The 14,286-nt window shown below is 63.9% G+C and carries 14 protein-coding genes and 5 tRNA genes; 14 read left to right on the top strand and 5 right to left on the bottom strand.

What is annotated here, in order from left to right; genetic code table 11:
• Positions 1-16: 16 nt before the first annotated feature.
• The 6 genes from AC1Z32_RS22365 to AC1Z32_RS22340 all read left to right on the top strand — a co-directional run bounded on the left by AC1Z32_RS22365 (position 17) and on the right by AC1Z32_RS22340 (position 1,441).
• A tRNA-Ala gene (locus AC1Z32_RS22365) sits at positions 17-92 on the top strand.
• Positions 93-257: 165 nt separating this feature from the next.
• Positions 258-333 (top strand) — tRNA-Glu (locus AC1Z32_RS22360).
• 70 nt (positions 334-403) lie between these two features.
• Positions 404-480, top strand: a tRNA-Asp gene (locus AC1Z32_RS22355).
• A 72-nt stretch (positions 481-552) separates the two neighbouring features.
• Positions 553-628, top strand: a tRNA-Glu gene (locus AC1Z32_RS22350).
• 70 nt (positions 629-698) lie between these two features.
• Positions 699-775: transfer RNA gene (locus tag AC1Z32_RS22345), tRNA-Asp, on the top strand.
• A gap of 183 nt (positions 776-958) precedes the next feature.
• Positions 959-1,441, top strand: a complete 483-nt coding sequence (locus AC1Z32_RS22340; protein ID WP_483480629.1) for a GNAT family N-acetyltransferase — start codon at positions 959-961, stop codon at positions 1,439-1,441.
• Positions 1,442-1,453: 12 nt separating this feature from the next.
• Here the strand turns inward: AC1Z32_RS22340 and AC1Z32_RS22335 are convergent, their stop codons facing one another.
• Positions 1,454-2,296, bottom strand: a complete 843-nt coding sequence (locus AC1Z32_RS22335; RefSeq protein WP_483480627.1) for an AraC family transcriptional regulator — start codon at positions 2,294-2,296, stop codon at positions 1,454-1,456.
• 148 nt (positions 2,297-2,444) lie between these two features.
• Between AC1Z32_RS22335 and AC1Z32_RS22330 the strand changes: the two genes are divergently transcribed.
• Positions 2,445-2,861 (top strand): gamma-glutamylcyclotransferase family protein, encoded by a 417-nt coding sequence (locus AC1Z32_RS22330; protein ID WP_483480625.1) that lies wholly within the window; start codon positions 2,445-2,447, stop codon positions 2,859-2,861.
• Positions 2,862-2,975: 114 nt separating this feature from the next.
• Here the strand turns inward: AC1Z32_RS22330 and AC1Z32_RS22325 are convergent, their stop codons facing one another.
• Both AC1Z32_RS22325 and AC1Z32_RS22320 read right to left on the bottom strand, forming a co-directional pair.
• Complete coding sequence (locus AC1Z32_RS22325) at positions 2,976-3,218, bottom strand: hypothetical protein (protein WP_483480623.1); 243 nt, start codon at positions 3,216-3,218, stop codon at positions 2,976-2,978.
• Positions 3,219-3,476: 258 nt separating this feature from the next.
• Positions 3,477-4,112: a YdcF family protein gene (locus AC1Z32_RS22320; RefSeq protein WP_483480621.1), complete on the bottom strand. Its 636-nt coding sequence runs from the start codon at positions 4,110-4,112 to the stop codon at positions 3,477-3,479.
• Positions 4,113-4,472: 360 nt separating this feature from the next.
• On the opposite strand from AC1Z32_RS22320, the gene AC1Z32_RS22315 reads away from it, so the two are divergent.
• Complete coding sequence (locus AC1Z32_RS22315; protein ID WP_483480619.1) at positions 4,473-4,784, top strand: hypothetical protein; 312 nt, start codon at positions 4,473-4,475, stop codon at positions 4,782-4,784.
• Between the two features lie 227 nt (positions 4,785-5,011).
• Here the strand turns inward: AC1Z32_RS22315 and AC1Z32_RS22310 are convergent, their stop codons facing one another.
• Entirely contained in the window at positions 5,012-5,272 is a 261-nt protein-coding gene (locus tag AC1Z32_RS22310) for a hypothetical protein (RefSeq protein ID WP_483480617.1), read from the bottom strand.
• 292 nt (positions 5,273-5,564) lie between these two features.
• Positions 5,565-5,966 (bottom strand): transposase, encoded by a 402-nt coding sequence (locus tag AC1Z32_RS22305; protein WP_008349224.1) that lies wholly within the window; start codon positions 5,964-5,966, stop codon positions 5,565-5,567.
• A 425-nt stretch (positions 5,967-6,391) separates the two neighbouring features.
• Here AC1Z32_RS22305 and AC1Z32_RS22300 point away from each other — a divergent pair, with 425 nt between their 5' ends.
• The 6 genes from AC1Z32_RS22300 to nusA all read left to right on the top strand — a co-directional run bounded on the left by AC1Z32_RS22300 (position 6,392) and on the right by nusA (position 14,247).
• Positions 6,392-7,294 (top strand): LysR substrate-binding domain-containing protein, encoded by a 903-nt coding sequence (locus AC1Z32_RS22300; protein ID WP_483481716.1) that lies wholly within the window; start codon positions 6,392-6,394, stop codon positions 7,292-7,294.
• 73 nt (positions 7,295-7,367) lie between these two features.
• Positions 7,368-8,603, top strand: coding sequence for a pyridoxal phosphate-dependent aminotransferase (locus AC1Z32_RS22295; protein ID WP_483480615.1), 1,236 nt, complete (start codon positions 7,368-7,370; stop codon positions 8,601-8,603).
• A gap of 355 nt (positions 8,604-8,958) precedes the next feature.
• A complete protein-coding gene (gene scpB, locus AC1Z32_RS22290; RefSeq protein WP_483480613.1) occupies positions 8,959-9,903 on the top strand; it encodes an SMC-Scp complex subunit ScpB in 945 nt (314 codons plus the stop codon).
• Positions 9,904-10,033: 130 nt separating this feature from the next.
• A complete protein-coding gene (rluB, locus tag AC1Z32_RS22285; RefSeq protein WP_483480611.1) occupies positions 10,034-11,929 on the top strand; it encodes a 23S rRNA pseudouridine(2605) synthase RluB in 1,896 nt (631 codons plus the stop codon).
• 387 nt (positions 11,930-12,316) lie between these two features.
• Positions 12,317-12,775: a ribosome maturation factor RimP gene (gene rimP / locus AC1Z32_RS22280; RefSeq protein WP_483480609.1), complete on the top strand. Its 459-nt coding sequence runs from the start codon at positions 12,317-12,319 to the stop codon at positions 12,773-12,775.
• The gene (gene nusA / locus AC1Z32_RS22275) at positions 12,772-14,247 is read left to right on the top strand and encodes a transcription termination factor NusA (RefSeq protein WP_483480608.1); all 1,476 of its coding nucleotides are present in this window, start codon (positions 12,772-12,774) and stop codon (positions 14,245-14,247) included. The genes rimP and nusA overlap by 4 nt, the downstream gene beginning before the upstream one ends.
• Positions 14,248-14,286 lie beyond the last annotated feature (39 nt).

Genomic DNA, 14,286 nt, shown 5'->3' with positions numbered 1-14,286 from the left:
CGTTTCTGTTCTGCAAGGGGGTATAGCTCAGCTGGGAGAGCGCTTGCATGGCATGCAAGAGGTCAGCGGTTCGATCCCGCTTACCTCCACCAAAGAACAGTTGGAGTAGTGCGAAGCTTGTTCTCCGAATTATCGGAAGTCGCAAAAAATACTTCACAAGCGGCACAAAGTCGTATAGAATTTCGGTCTTCGCTGATCGGTGGCAAGTAAATAAGCTGATGAGCGAAGCAGTAGTAAAGACAGAATCACAAGTTTCTGTCCCCTTCGTCTAGAGGCCTAGGACATCACCCTTTCACGGTGAGTACAGGGGTTCGAATCCCCTAGGGGACGCCAGAACATCGGCGGCTGCTAGTAAAAGCGCTGCGAGATTCGTGGGTGACACCGCGAATCGATGAAAAGAAGTGGAGCGGTAGTTCAGTTGGTTAGAATACCGGCCTGTCACGCCGGGGGTCGCGGGTTCGAGCCCCGTCCGCTCCGCCAACGCTTGCGAGCAGGAACACTCCGGCTAATGAGAGCCGGTTTTTTTTCGCCGCAGGCTGTGTAGAAGTTGAAGTCCCCTTCGTCTAGAGGCCTAGGACATCACCCTTTCACGGTGAGTACAGGGGTTCGAATCCCCTAGGGGACGCCAGAACATCGGCGGCTGCTAGTAAAAGCGCTGCAAGATTCGCGGACGACACCGCGAATCGATGAAAAGAAGTGGAGCGGTAGTTCAGTTGGTTAGAATACCGGCCTGTCACGCCGGGGGTCGCGGGTTCGAGTCCCGTCCGCTCCGCCAAATCGTTGTGTGAAAAAATCCAGCCTCAGGGCTGGATTTTTTTTGCCTGCATTTTTCCGCCGTTGCCGTTCATCGGGCAATTCCTTTTCGTACACGTTCTGTACACGTTCTATTTCTGGTCTCTCGTAATATTGACCATTGCCAGCCCGCGCGCACTGTCATAGTGTTTAGGCACTTGTTCTCGTGCCCAGCACCCGTGCGATGCTCGACCCGACCGAAGATCTCTCGCTCTACCAACTGCGCCAAGCGACCATGGCGGACTTCGCCTTCGCCGAAGCGCTCACGCACGACAACATGGTCGGCTATTACCGGCGTCACAATCTCGTCTGGCGCGGCGATCTTTTTCTCTCCAGTTGGCGCGAATCCGAAAACTTCATCCTTCAGGCGGACGGCATGCCGATTGGCGTGATGCGTGTCACCGAGGAAGACAACTCGCTGCATATCCGCGATGTGCAGATCGCGCCGGGCTATCGCGGGCGCGGCGCGGGCACGTTCCTGCTCAACACCGCGCATCGATGGGCGAGGGCGCGCGGGCTTGCCGAATGCCAGTTGCGCGTGTTCGTCGATAATCCCGCGGCACGCCTCTACGTGCGCCTCGGCTATCGGCCCGCCGGACCGCGGCTCGCGCAGCTCGGCGCCATCCGCCACATGGTTCGGCGGGTCTAGAGGCAATATGGCCTAGACGCCGTCGGCATCGCGTGAGTCGCGGTTGTCGCCGCCATCGCGCGCGAAGAAAGCGCGCGGGCTTTCGCCGAACGCGCGGCGGAACATAGCGGAAAAGGCGCTCTGGCTTTGATATCCGAGTTCGCGCGCGACTTGCGCGAGCGGCCGGCCCTGGCTCAGCAGGGGAATCGCCCGCGCGAGCACGGCCTGCTGGCGCCATTGCGAGAAGCTCACGCCGAGCTCGCGCCTGAAGAGCCGCGCGATGGTGCGCGTGCTGGCGCCTGCTTCCGATGACCAGCGTTCCAGATCCGAATGGGACGGATCCGCGAGCACGGCGTTGCACAGGGCGCGCAGGCGCTTTTCGTTGGGCATCGGCACGGAGAGCGGCAGGGGCTGCGAGCGGATGATCTCATCGAGCGCGAGCGTGCCGAGCAGCCGTTCGCGCTGGCGGGAAATGGATTCTTCGTCGAGCGCGGCGATGACTTCCCGCAGCAGCGGCGACACCTCGACCACCCGGCACGCGTCCAGACCGGCCGGCACGACGCTCGCATCCACATACAGCGTGCGCAGGTATGCGTCCTCGACAATCACGACTTCATGCGTGACATTGGGCGGCACCCAGATCGCCCGCGAGGGCGGCACCATCCAGGTGGAATCGGCGGTCGCGACGCGCAGCACGCCACGCGACGTGTAGGCGACCTGCGCCCACGGATGGGTGTGCAGCGCGATCCGCACGCCGTAGGGAACCGGGCGCGAGCGCACGCGAATCGGATGATCGAGCGTCGGCGAATGCTCCACGGGAATGTCGAGATGCTCGACTTCCTCATTCGGCGATCTCGATTCGACAAACGTAGCCATGTTCGCTCGGGTTGATGTGCCGCGGCGTCCGGTCCGCACCGGCAGCCACGCGCCGATGGTAGCCGAAAGCGTGCGCCCGGACATCGCGATTTTTGCGCAGCGCATAATGCCGTTCATCACCCCGATGACAACAGGAGCGCTTTCTTCGATGCAATACGTTTTTGTCTACGGCACGCTGCGCGCGGGCGAGGTCAACGATATCAACCGCGCGGCCACGCGCCATGCCATCGCGACGCCGGTATGGATCGGCGCGGCGCATGTCCAGGGGCGGCTCTTCGACTTCGGCAAGTATCCGGGCCTCGTGATCGACGACGAGGGTGCGCCGATTCGCGGCGACGTCTATCAGATCGATGACGCGCTCGTGCCGGTTCTCGATGAAATCGAAGAGGTTTATCCAGGCGTGGAAGGGTTATTCCGCTCGCATCGCCTGCACGTCGAGGTGGATGTCGAGGGGAGAAGGGATCGGATCGATTGCCTGATTTATCCGGTCGCGGCGGCGGCCGTCGACGGTTTGCCGCGCATCGAGAGCGGCGACTGGGTCGAGCATCGCGCGAGGCGCGCGTAACGCCGCGCGCGATTCACAGATCAAAAGCGTCCCCGCCGCCCTTTGGTCGATCCATCGACCAAAGGGCGGCGTGATGGCCCCGTGCCTTACAGCATCTGTCGCAGAAAGCCGGCCTTACTGGCTCGAGCCGGACATCGGCTTGCTGTGCGATTTCTTGTGATGCGACGACTTGTGTGAAGGCTGTGCGGGCGTGCTCTGCATGTTGGCCTGCTGCGTCTGCAGGTTTTGCGCGCGCGATTCGATGTCAGCGATCTTCGCGGGATCGGTGCTCATCGTCACGCCTTGATCGCTCTGGGCGTACGCGCCCGATGCGACCGCGCTGAGGGACAACAGAACAGCCAGGGACACTTTCTTCATTGTTACCTCCTAGTAGTATTTGAACCCGGGAATCGCCTGTCCGATCCGGTGAAACCACCCTATCAGCGTGAGCAAAAATCGCTCCCGCTGCTTCGCGAGCCGTCAGCCGCGAACCTCGCGCGGTTGATGGTCGGTCAATTCGAATCATAAGCCCGGAATCGGACGGTGGTGTGTCGGCTGTGCGCCAGTATGACCAAATGTCACTGGCGAATTATTTGCGAGTGCTTAGCATCGACTCATGGTCAAGCGACTCCCGGGTCAATAAAGATGCAGCCAGCGATAAACGTCGAAGCGCGCGAGTCCCACGAGTTCGTGCAGCGCGAGTTCGCTGTTCACGAAGCCCCGGATGCGCGGAAAGATCGTCGCGCGAATGTGGCGCACGTCCGACACATAAGGCACAGGCGCATAGCCGAAGGCTTCGAAGGCGCGCAGGGAGCGCCGCATGTGATACGCGGATGTGACAATGATCAAACGATTGTCATGTGCGGGGCCCAGAATACCGGCTACGTTGCGCGCGTTCTGATACGTGTTGAGGCTCTTGTTTTCGCGCACGAGATCGTCCGGAGCGACACCTTGCGCGAGCACGTATGGCGCGTAGTTGTCGGCTTCGGCCTGCCCGTGGTGCTGCGGATCGCCGCCGCTCAGAATCACCGTGCACGATGCGCCGGTTGCGCGGCACTGTCGATAAAGCGCCGCTGCGGCCGGGATGCGCGGCGCCGCATCGGACTTCGGCACGAGTCCCGAGCTGCTTCGGGCTGTCCCGCCGCCCATCAGAACGATCGTCGTTCTGGGCGCGAAGGCGGGCGTCCCGGTGTGGCCATAGCCGCGCTGGGCGAGATCGAGCAGCGGATTCGCAAACCAGCCCGCGCCGACGGCCCATGCGAGCGCCAGCATGACAATCGCAATCTGCGCGCGACGGCGTCGCCATAGCGCGAATAATGCAAAAAAAAGCAGCAATAAAGTGAATAGAACCAATTTGATTGGGGTAACGTATTGGTTTTAGGACAATTCGTTCCGTCATCGCGTGCTTTGGAACGCATCGGCGGAGTCGCAGCAAAGCGCGTGATTAGCGCGCTCTCAACGGGGGCTTGTAATAGAAAGCAGCACCTAACGCAAGCGGCGGCCAAACATTCGACTGCGATTCACTCAGTTCGCTTCGCAGACGAAATTCGGCGCGTCGCGTTTAGTCGACGTCGCGGACCGTCTTGCGACTGTCACGAGCGTCGTCATGGCTGCACAGGAAGAAAGAACGAGATGACCACGTATTCCAACGAAGTTGTACTCGAAGCACTTCGCCGAGCGCAGTACCGTCAGGTTCCCTGGGCCAAACGCCCCAACGTTTTCGATCTCCTGCGCGCGCTCGGATTGCTCGAACTCGCCCGACAGCGCACCGTGGCGCCCGCGCCCGGATTCCATGCACCGGTCGATATCGCCGTGGTGACTGACCGCGGCAAACATGAATTCTCGCGGCTCTCACGCGACGAACGCTCCAGCGACTGGGATTTGCGCCGCGCTGAGCGTTACACGTTCGGTGGTCAGGAAGCGGTTCTGGAGGCGCGAGTCTAGGACTGCCGGGCACGCCCAGACGCGGTCGACGGTCGACGAATGGGTCGAGGGAGCGCTGTCGTCGGATGAAAGAGTCCGACACGTTCCTGCAGTCAAAAAAATGCCCGTATCACGAAGGATACGGGCAGACCGGATCTCACTGTTGCCACGCTGTGCTCATGGCATAGGCTGTGACTGATGCGCGCCGGAGTGGTTCCACGCTAATGCAATATGGCCGCGAGCGAGCGTCAATGATGCTGCTGGCGTGCCGCGCGCTCCGAATCGGGACGCGGCGCGCGCACATTGCTCGCGATATCGCCGCGCAAGTCGCCACGCGGCGCCGGCGGTGCCGCCTCTCGATTGTTTCCGGCATTCTGCGGTGCGGCCATCGATGCCTTCGTGCTCACATGGAAATCGGATGACGGAGGCGGAGGTTGGGCCTGGCTCATCGCCGCGGTGCTCGTCAGCGCGACGAAGGCGCCATGAACGAGCAGAGTCGATGCCTTCATGATGAAATCCTCGAAGCCTTCATGAGGCTTGTTCGATCATTCACCAAGCTATGCTTCGAGGCGTCAAAGCGCTGTAAGGAATGGTAAAGAGTTGTTTCGTCGGCGAAGCACGGCGCGTGTCCGTGTTACGACGTAACGCACGCAGATCGAGCGCGCGACAAATGATCCGCTGCCGGTTGGCAAGCACGACGAGTCTGGAAGGGAGGGAGGTTCGCGCAAGCCATAGCCTGCGCGAGAGCGGAAATGTCCTGCAGGAAGCCGTCGAGCCGGCTTCCCTTCGATGCGAACAAGCTCAGGCCATCTTGGCCGGCGCGCGCCACGATTCCGGGTTCGTCCAGAATGCGCCGCGCAGACGATCGCGGCTCGGCGGCGCAGGCGGCTTCGCGGCGCTCGAACCGATGCGCCCGCGCAACGACACCTCGCGTCCGTTGCTGGACAGGCGCTTCACGATCTCGGCCAGCGTGCCGTCCGCCTGCCATTCGTCGAAGCGGCGACGGCAGGTCGGCGGCGACGGATAGCGTCCCGGCAGCTTCGACCAGCCTTCGCCCGTCGACAGCACCCATAACACCGCGTTCACCACGGCCCGCGCTTCGACGCGCGGACGGCCGCGCCGCTCGCTACGCGCCGGCTCGGAACAAAACAACGCCTCAACCAAGGCCCACTCGTTATCTCTTAAGTCGTCGAACAGCACCATATCTCACCTCAGCGAAGCTAACCCCGGTGCGCTGCCCCGCGCCGCGCACTCTGGTCGGAATCCGAAGAACGAATACCAGGGACAGGCCGGAGCAGATGCGGCGGACGATGTTCGATGTAACCGCGTATGGCTCCGACCTCTGTGCGCAATGAAATGCGAGAACCGTGCCATGCGTGTCATGAAATCCGGGAGACCCGCGTGGCAGTAGGCTGACGCGATGCCAGCATGGCCCGTATCAGACCCGAATCGGACTGATTAAGAAATCGGGACAATCACCAATCCTGTGCAATAGGCCCATCTGGCGTGCGTTTCAGTAAATTGCTGCACCGCAGCGAAACGTACGTTCGCGCATCAGATCAGTTCAATGGAAGCTATAATCGCGCATGAAACAAGCATATTGATGAGCATTTTGAATGACTGCGCCATTGAACGTGACGTTGCGGCAACTGCGCGTCTTCATCGAAGTATCGAGGTTGCGCAGCTTCAGCCGCGCGGGCGATGAGATCGGCCTCACGCAATCGGCGGTGAGCCGCTGCGTGCGCGAGCTGGAAGGCGAGATCGGCCTCAAGCTGATCGACCGGACGACGCGCGAAGTCCAGTTGACCGATGTGGGTGTGAATCTCGTCGGCACCGTGTCCCGCCTCCTGGCGGACCTCGACGAAGCGCTGCGCGAAGTGCGCGATCTCGGGCAGCAGCGCAGGGGGCGCGTGACCGTGGCGGCGAGCCCGACCGTCGCGTGCCGGCTGATGCCGCGCGTGATCGCGGCCTGCATGCGGCAGTTTCCGCTGATCACGCTGAGCCTGCGCGACGATGTGCAGTCCGATGTCGTGCGCAAGGTGAAGTCCGGAGAGGTCGATTTCGGCGTGGTGATCGGCCCGTTTTCGTCGGATGAACTGCATGGCGAGCCGGTGATGACCGACTCGTTCTGTCTCGTCGCGCGGCGCGACCATGCGCTCGGGCGTGAAGCCGCGGTGCCGTGGGAAGCGCTCGCCGGCGAGCGGCTCGTGATGCTCGACCAGGCGTCCGGCAGCCGGCCGATCATCGATGCCGTGATGCAGGAGCATGGCGTCGAAGCGCAGGTGGTGCAGGAGCTCGGCCACTCTGCCACCGTGTTCGGCCTCGTCGAGGCCGGCGTGGGCGTGAGCGTGCTGCCGTGGCTCGCGCTGCCGCTGCCGGCGGATTCGTCGCTCGTCGCGCTGCCGCTCGAGCCGCGCGCCGAACGGACCGTGGAACTCGTGCGGCGGCGCGATCGCTCGCTGTCGCCGGCGGCGGAATCGGTCTGGTCGCTGATTGCGTCGCTGCCGCAGCGTGCGGAAGACCTCGTCTGACCTTGCTTGCCGTCTCGGATTGGCGGCGCGCGCGTTAGACTTCCTTTTTTAAGACAAGACGACGGGGCGCAGGATGAGTGAATCCGAAGGGGCGGTGGTCAGCGAGCTGAGTCAACTGGCGGGCGCGCACGGATCCGGCGCGCCGAATGCGCGCGACGCCGTGCGGGCGTTGAGGCCCTCGCAGATCCGCGAGGTGGCGAACGCGGGCTTCGGCGTCGCCGACGTGCTGCCGTTCTGGTTCGGCGAGTCGGATCGCGTGACGCCGCAGTTCATTCGCGACGCCGCGAGCCGCGCGCTCGCCGACGGCGCCACGTTCTACACGCACAATCTCGGCATCGCGCCGCTGCGGGAGTCCCTTGGCCGCTACGTGAGCGCGCTGCACGGCGCGACGACGCCCGGCCACATCGCGGTGACCAGCGCCGGCGTGAACGCGCTGATGCTCGCGGCGCAGCTCGTCGTCGGCGCGGGCGATCGCGTCGTCGCCGTGACGCCGCTCTGGCCGAACCTCGTCGAGATTCCGAAGATTCTCGGCGCGAGCGTCGAGACGGTTTCGCTGAGCTACGGCCCGCGCGGCTGGACGCTCGATCTCGAGCGCCTGCTGGCCGCGCTCACGCCCGGCACGCGCATGCTGATGATCAACTCGCCGAACAATCCGACCGGCTGGACGATGACGCGCGATCAGCAGCGCATCGTGCTGGAACACTGCCGCCGTCACGGCATCTGGATCGTCGCGGACGAAGTCTACGAGCGCCTGTACTACGGCGATGGCGCGCGCGTCGCACCGTCATTCCTCGATCTCGCCACGCGCGACGAGCGCGTGATCGCGGTCAATTCGTTCTCGAAGGCGTGGCTCATGACCGGCTGGCGGCTCGGCTGGCTCGTCGCGCCGACACAGTTGATGGACGATCTCGGCAAGCTCGTCGAGTACAACACGTCGTGCGCGCCGTCGTTCGTGCAGCAGGCGGGCGTCGTCGCGGTGGAAGAGGGCGAGCGCTTCGCGCAGACGCTCGTCGCCGATCTGCGCGCGAGCCGCGATCATCTGGTGAAAGCCTTGCAGACGATCGAAGGCGTCGACGTGCGCGCGCCCGATGGCGCGATGTATCTGTTCTTCTCGCTGCCCGGTGCGGCCAATAGCCTCGAACTGTGCAAGTCGCTCGTGCGCGATGCCGGCCTCGGGCTCGCGCCGGGCAGCGCGTTCGGCGCGGAAGGCGAAGGTTTCGTGCGCTGGTGCTATGCGTGCGATCCGGCGCGTCTCGATGCGGGCGTCGAGCGTTTGCAGCGTTTCCTGGCGGCGCGCGGCGTCGCCTGAGTGGTGCCGACGGACGCCGGTCGCCAGGCGCCGGCGTCGAGTGAGTCCAGGGGAGGATGAAGCGATCACCTTTACGCCCCGGTTCTTTTTGCGTAATATGGCGCTCAGTCACGCGCTTTCGCCTAGGAAAGCGCCACCTCGTCCGGCTGGGATGGCCCGGCGATTCGCTCACCGATCGCCCAATTTCGCCTCTCCCCGGTGCGTGCTCCCAATCAATATGACCGATTACAATCGGGCGAGCGCGTCTTGAAATTCCGCGTCCAGCTTTATCGTTCGCACCATTTTGGTAGCGTTCGGTCCTGCGCAAGCCCGATTTGAATTGAATCATTGACCATACAGGGTTGACCCAAGCTGCATGAATACCCAAGAGGCGAAGATCGTCCTCGAGACTGCTTTGATTTGCGCGCAGGAACCGCTGAGGCTGAATGAATTGCGCAAGCTGTTCGCCGACGACATCTCGGCGGACACCGTTCGCACGTTGCTCGAAGCGCTCAAGGCCGACTGGTCGGGGCGCGGCGTGGAACTGGTGGCGCTCGCCTCGGGTTGGCGCTTCCAAAGCAAGCCGGCGATGCGGATCTATCTCGATCGGCTGCACCCGGAGAAACCGCCCAGATATTCGCGGGCCGTGCTCGAAACGCTGGCGATCATTGCTTATCGGCAGCCGGTTACGCGGGGCGACATCGAAGAGATTCGCGGCGTGACGGTGAACACGCAGGTCGTGAAGCAACTGGAGGACCGTGGCTGGATCGAGGTGATCGGTCATCGCGACGTGCCGGGCCGCCCCGCGCTGTACGCGACGACCAAGCAGTTCCTCGACGACCTCGGCCTGACCGCGCTCGACGAGTTGCCCGCGCTGGACAATCCGTCGGCGCAACTCGAGGCGTCGCTGCTCGCGCAGCATTCGATCGAATTTCCCGACAGCGTGGCCGGTGACGCGCAGCCGGCCGTCGCCCAGGTACTGGAAGCATCGGAAGCGCCGGGCGACGGGGAACGCAATATCGCCGCACCGGTCAACGGCATTGAGGCGGCCGAACAGGCGCAAACCGAAGCATCCGGCGGCGATGAGAGCGCGGCCGGCGTTTCGGCGGAGCAAGAGCAGACAGAAGAACAGCAGGAAAGGCTCGGAACGGAACATGTGCACGCGCAAGCAGAGCGCGTCGCATCGCCCGCCGGGTTTCACGCGCAGCCGTTGAGCACCGCGCAGGTGCCGATGCCGCGTGAAGAGGAAGAAAACGCGAGTCCATCGAACGACGACGAACTGGGCGACGACTCCGAAGAACCGAAGGCGCGCCGCGCCTGACGCAAATTGCATGGCCCCTGATCGGGCAATCGGCTCTCCATAAAGATCATTTCGAGACGACCAGCCGGACCGATCAGCGGATTTTTAGACGCGCCCGCGACGGGCGCGCGATTCGACATTTGAGGTTGTTTTGACACACTCCCACGACAGCGATTCGCCTGAATCCGCGCGCCCTGTGCACGCCGCGGACGCACCTGAGTCGGCCGACGCCGGCGAAAGCACGCGCACCGACCGCGCCGACGAGGGCGGCGAGGGCGATGACCGTCCGCGCCGCGGACTGCGCCGCGGGCCGCGCAGCCTGATCGCACGGCGTCGCGCTGTCGCGAAGACCAAGGGCGCGGAAGGCGCTCCGGGCGCGCCGGGCGCCGTGAACGAGACGCCGCCGGACGGCGTCGTCGTCGCGCAGGTGCGCACACCGCGCAAGGACCCGGCCGCGAAACCGCGCAAGAGCGAAGGGGCGAGTCCGCGAGGCCGCAAGAATGCGCGCGCCGAAGCCGGCGAAGCCGCCGAAGTCGGTGCCGAGGCAGCGACCGACGAAGCGGCCGCTCAGGCCGCCGCGACCGCGCCGCGCGAAGGCGGCCGGCGCAAGAACCCGCCGCAGCAAAAGCGCGGCAAACGCAACGACGCAGGGCCCGCGACGGTCGAGAGCGCGGCCGCTGCCGCCGTCGACGATGTCTTCGCCTATGTCACCTCGCCGGCCTTCGACGCCGACAACGGCGCCGCCGGTGTGCGTGCACCGATGCTTCGCCGCGGCCGCAACGCCCCGCAGCAAAAGCGCGTGCTGGAGCCGGACGAGGACGCGCCGAAGCTGCACAAGGTGCTCGCCGATGCGGGCATGGGCTCGCGCCGCGACATGGAAGAACTGATCATCGCCGGCCGCGTATCGGTGAACGGCGAGCCCGCGCACATCGGGCAGCGCATCATGCCGACCGACCAGGTACGCATCAACGGCAAGCCGGTCAAGCGCAAGCTTGCGAGCAAGCCGCCGCGCATTCTGCTCTATCACAAGCCGACGGGCGAGATCGTCAGCCACGCGGACCCGGAAGGCCGTCCGTCCGTGTTCGACAAGCTGCCGTCGATGAAAACGGCCAAGTGGCTCGCGGTCGGCCGTCTCGACTTCAACACCGAAGGCCTGCTGCTGCTCACGACCTCGGGCGATCTGGCGAACCGCTTCATGCATCCGCGCTACAGCGTCGAGCGTGAATACGCGGTGCGCGTCGTCGGCCAGTTGTCGGAAGCGATGAAGCAGAAGCTCCTGAAGGGCGTCGAACTCGACGACGGCCCCGCGAACTTCCTGCGCATCCAGGACGGCGGCGGCGAAGGCACCAACCATTGGTATCACGTCGCGCTGGCGGAAGGCCGTAATCGCGAAGTGCGCCGCATGTTCGAGGCGGCGGGTCTCATGGTCAGCCGCCTGATCCGCACGCGTCACGGTCCGATCGCGCTGCCGCGCGGCCTCAAGCGCGGCCGATGGGAGGAACTCGAGGACAATCAGGTGCGCAGCCTGATGGCGTCGGTCGGACTGAAGCTGCCGACGGCCGAGAAGGGCGGCCGTAGTGCCACGCCGCGCGTGCAGCCCGATCCGATGCAGACATCAATGGGTTTCATCACGCGCGAGCCAGTGCTGAGTTCGCATTCGCGCATGACCCAGCAGACGCCTGGACGCGGTGGACGACGCGGTCAGGCGGGCGGTATGCCCGGTGCCTTCGGGCTCGGCGGCGCGGGCGGCTTCGGCGGCAATACAGGTGCGGGCAACGCGGGCGGCACGGGCCGTCGCGGGGGCCGAGAGCCGAACGGCAACCGTATTGGCAACGAGCCGAACGGCAATCGTGCAACCGGCGGCCGGCCGGCTCCGCGCGGCGCTCGCCCGCAAGGCGGGCCGCAGGGCGCGGGCGGTGCGGGCAAGCGCGCCGCGGGCGGCAATCCGCAGCGTGGCGGCAATCGCCAGGGCGGTGCGCAGCAGGGCGCGGGGCAGGGCAAGGCCGGTGCCGCCCGGGGCGCGCGCAATCGCTCGCGCGGCCGCTGATGCGCAAAGCGTAAAGAAAATGCAAATTCGCCACCGCGAAGCGCGATCGGGCAATGTAGCGATGCCCCGGCCGCTTCCGGTGACGAAAAGCGCACGCTGCGCTTTTTCAGCGCGGCCGATACGAATCGACGCGAAAGTAGCCGCAACGGGCCCGAAAGGGCGCGTTACGTTTGCGTTTATCCTGAAAAATGGCTAAAATCATGAAGTCGCTGGGCACGTAGTTTTTCTTCGCTGCCTGGGTGCGACCTCGGTTGAAAAAGATGGGCGTTGCGCCCATTTTTTTTTGGCTTTTCGGTTCGGCATCTCGGGAGCAGGGGTGCGCGCCCGCATGAAGGCGCTCGCCCGCAGGTGTTTCGGCGTGGAGCGCGCGAACACCTTGGAGTTACTGTGCAACTGACGGAATTGATAGAAACCACGGTCTCGGGCCTAGGCTACGAGCTTGTCGATCTCGAGCGCTCGGGAGGCGGCATGCTGCGTGTGTATATCGACCAGCCGGCCGGTATCGCCATCGAGGACTGCGAGAAGGTCACGCGTCAGCTCCAATACTTGCTCGAAGTCGAGAACATCGACTACGACCGGCTCGAAGTGTCGTCGCCGGGGCTCGATCGCCCGCTCAAGAAGCTGGCCGATTTCGAGCGCTTCGCGGGAAGCGAAGCCGTTATCACATTGAAAAAGCCGCTGGACGGGCGCAAGTCGTTCCGTGGCATCGTGCACGCCCCCGAAGGCGAAAAGATCGGATTGGAATTTGAAGGGAAGGACGGCGCTGCGATGCTGGATTTCACGCTCGCGGACCTCGACCGCGCACGTCTCGTCCCCAAGGTTGACTTTAGGAGCCGTAAACAATGAGTCGCGAAGTATTGATGCTGGCGGATGCGCTGGCACGCGAAAAGAACGTCAACAAGGACGTCGTGTACGCAGCGCTTGAAGCTGCGCTTGCTTCCGCAACGAAGAAGCTCTTCGAGGAAGACGTGGATATCCGCGTCGCAATCGACCGTGAGAGCGGCGAGCATGAAACTTTCCGCCGCTGGCGCGTCGTGCCGGACGAGGCCGGCCTGCAAGAGCCGGATCAGGAAATTCTGCTGTTCGAAGCGAAGGAGCAAAAGCCCGACGCGCAGGTGGACGAGTTCATCGAAGAGCCGATTCCGTCGATCGAATTCGGCCGCATCGGGGCTCAGGCCGCCAAGCAGGTCATTCTGCAGAAGGTGCGCGACGCCGAGCGCGAGCAGATCCTGAACGACTTCCTCGAGCGCGGCGAAAAGATCATGACCGGCTCGGTGAAGCGCCTGGACAAGGGCAACTTCATCGTCGAATCGGGCCGTGTCGAGGCGCTGCTGCGCCGCGACCAGCTCATTCCGAAGGAAAACCTGCGCGTGGGCGACCGCGTGCGCGCGTACATCGCGAAGGTCGACCGCACCGCGCGCGGCCCGCAGATCGAGCTTTCGCGCACCGCGCCCGAATTCCTGATGAAACTGTTCGAGCTCGAAGTGCCGGAAATCGAACAAGGCCTGCTGGAAATCAAGGCGGCCGCGCGCGATCCCGGCGTGCGTGCGAAAATCGGTGTGATCGCCTACGACAAGCGTATCGACCCGATCGGCACCTGCGTCGGCATCCGCGGTTCGCGCGTGCAGGCCGTGCGCAACGAGCTCGGTGGCGAGAACGTCGACATCGTGCTATGGTCGGAAGACCCCGCGCAGTTCGTGATCGGCGCCCTCGCGCCGGCAGCCGTGCAGTCGATCGTCGTCGATGAAGAAAAGCATTCGATGGACGTCGTCGTGGACGAGAACGAGCTTGCCGTCGCCATCGGCCGCGCCGGCCAGAACGTGAGGCTCGCGAGCGAGCTCACCGGCTGGCAGATCAATATCATGACGCCGGACGAGTCGGCGTTGAAGCAGAACGAAGAGCGTGGCAAGTTGCGCGACCTGTTCATGGCGCGTCTGGATGTGGACGAGGAAGTCGCCGACATCCTGATCGACGAAGGCTTCACGAGCCTCGAAGAAATCGCCTACGTGCCGCTCAACGAAATGCTCGAAATCGAAGCCTTCGACGAAGACACCGTGCACGAGCTGCGCAACCGCTCACGCGACGCATTGCTTACGATGGCGATCGCCAACGAAGAGAAAGTGGAAGGCGTCGCGCTCGATCTGAAGAGCCTCGAAGGCATGGACAACGAGCTTCTGGCGAAGCTCGCGGAGCACCAGATTCAGACCCGCGACGACCTCGCGGAGCTGGCAGTAGATGAAGTGGTCGAAATGACCGGTATGGAAGAGGATGCCGCTAAGGCGTTGATCATGAAAGCACGTGAACACTGGTTCCAGTGAGAAATGACCATGGCGCACTGATATTTGGCGGCCTGTTTG

The sequence above is a fragment of the Caballeronia sp. 11_S32 genome, assembly GCF_056930355.1.
This window is presented reverse-complemented; position numbering and strand designations above follow the sequence as displayed.

Coding starts and splice junctions, on each gene's coding strand:
- AC1Z32_RS22335 (WP_483480627.1), bottom strand. CDS start 2,296: ATGGCTACGTTTGTCGAATCGAGATCGCCGAATGAGGAAGTCGAGCAT.
- AC1Z32_RS22330 (WP_483480625.1), top strand. CDS start 2,445: ATGCAATACGTTTTTGTCTACGGCACGCTGCGCGCGGGCGAGGTCAAC.
- AC1Z32_RS22325 (WP_483480623.1), bottom strand. CDS start 3,218: ATGAAGAAAGTGTCCCTGGCTGTTCTGTTGTCCCTCAGCGCGGTCGCA.
- AC1Z32_RS22320 (WP_483480621.1), bottom strand. CDS start 4,112: ATGCTGGCGCTCGCATGGGCCGTCGGCGCGGGCTGGTTTGCGAATCCG.
- AC1Z32_RS22315 (WP_483480619.1), top strand. CDS start 4,473: ATGACCACGTATTCCAACGAAGTTGTACTCGAAGCACTTCGCCGAGCG.
- AC1Z32_RS22310 (WP_483480617.1), bottom strand. CDS start 5,272: ATGAAGGCATCGACTCTGCTCGTTCATGGCGCCTTCGTCGCGCTGACG.
- AC1Z32_RS22305 (WP_008349224.1), bottom strand. CDS start 5,966: ATGGTGCTGTTCGACGACTTAAGAGATAACGAGTGGGCCTTGGTTGAG.
- AC1Z32_RS22295 (WP_483480615.1), top strand. CDS start 7,368: ATGAGTGAATCCGAAGGGGCGGTGGTCAGCGAGCTGAGTCAACTGGCG.
- scpB (WP_483480613.1), top strand. CDS start 8,959: ATGAATACCCAAGAGGCGAAGATCGTCCTCGAGACTGCTTTGATTTGC.
- nusA (WP_483480608.1), top strand. CDS start 12,772: ATGAGTCGCGAAGTATTGATGCTGGCGGATGCGCTGGCACGCGAAAAG.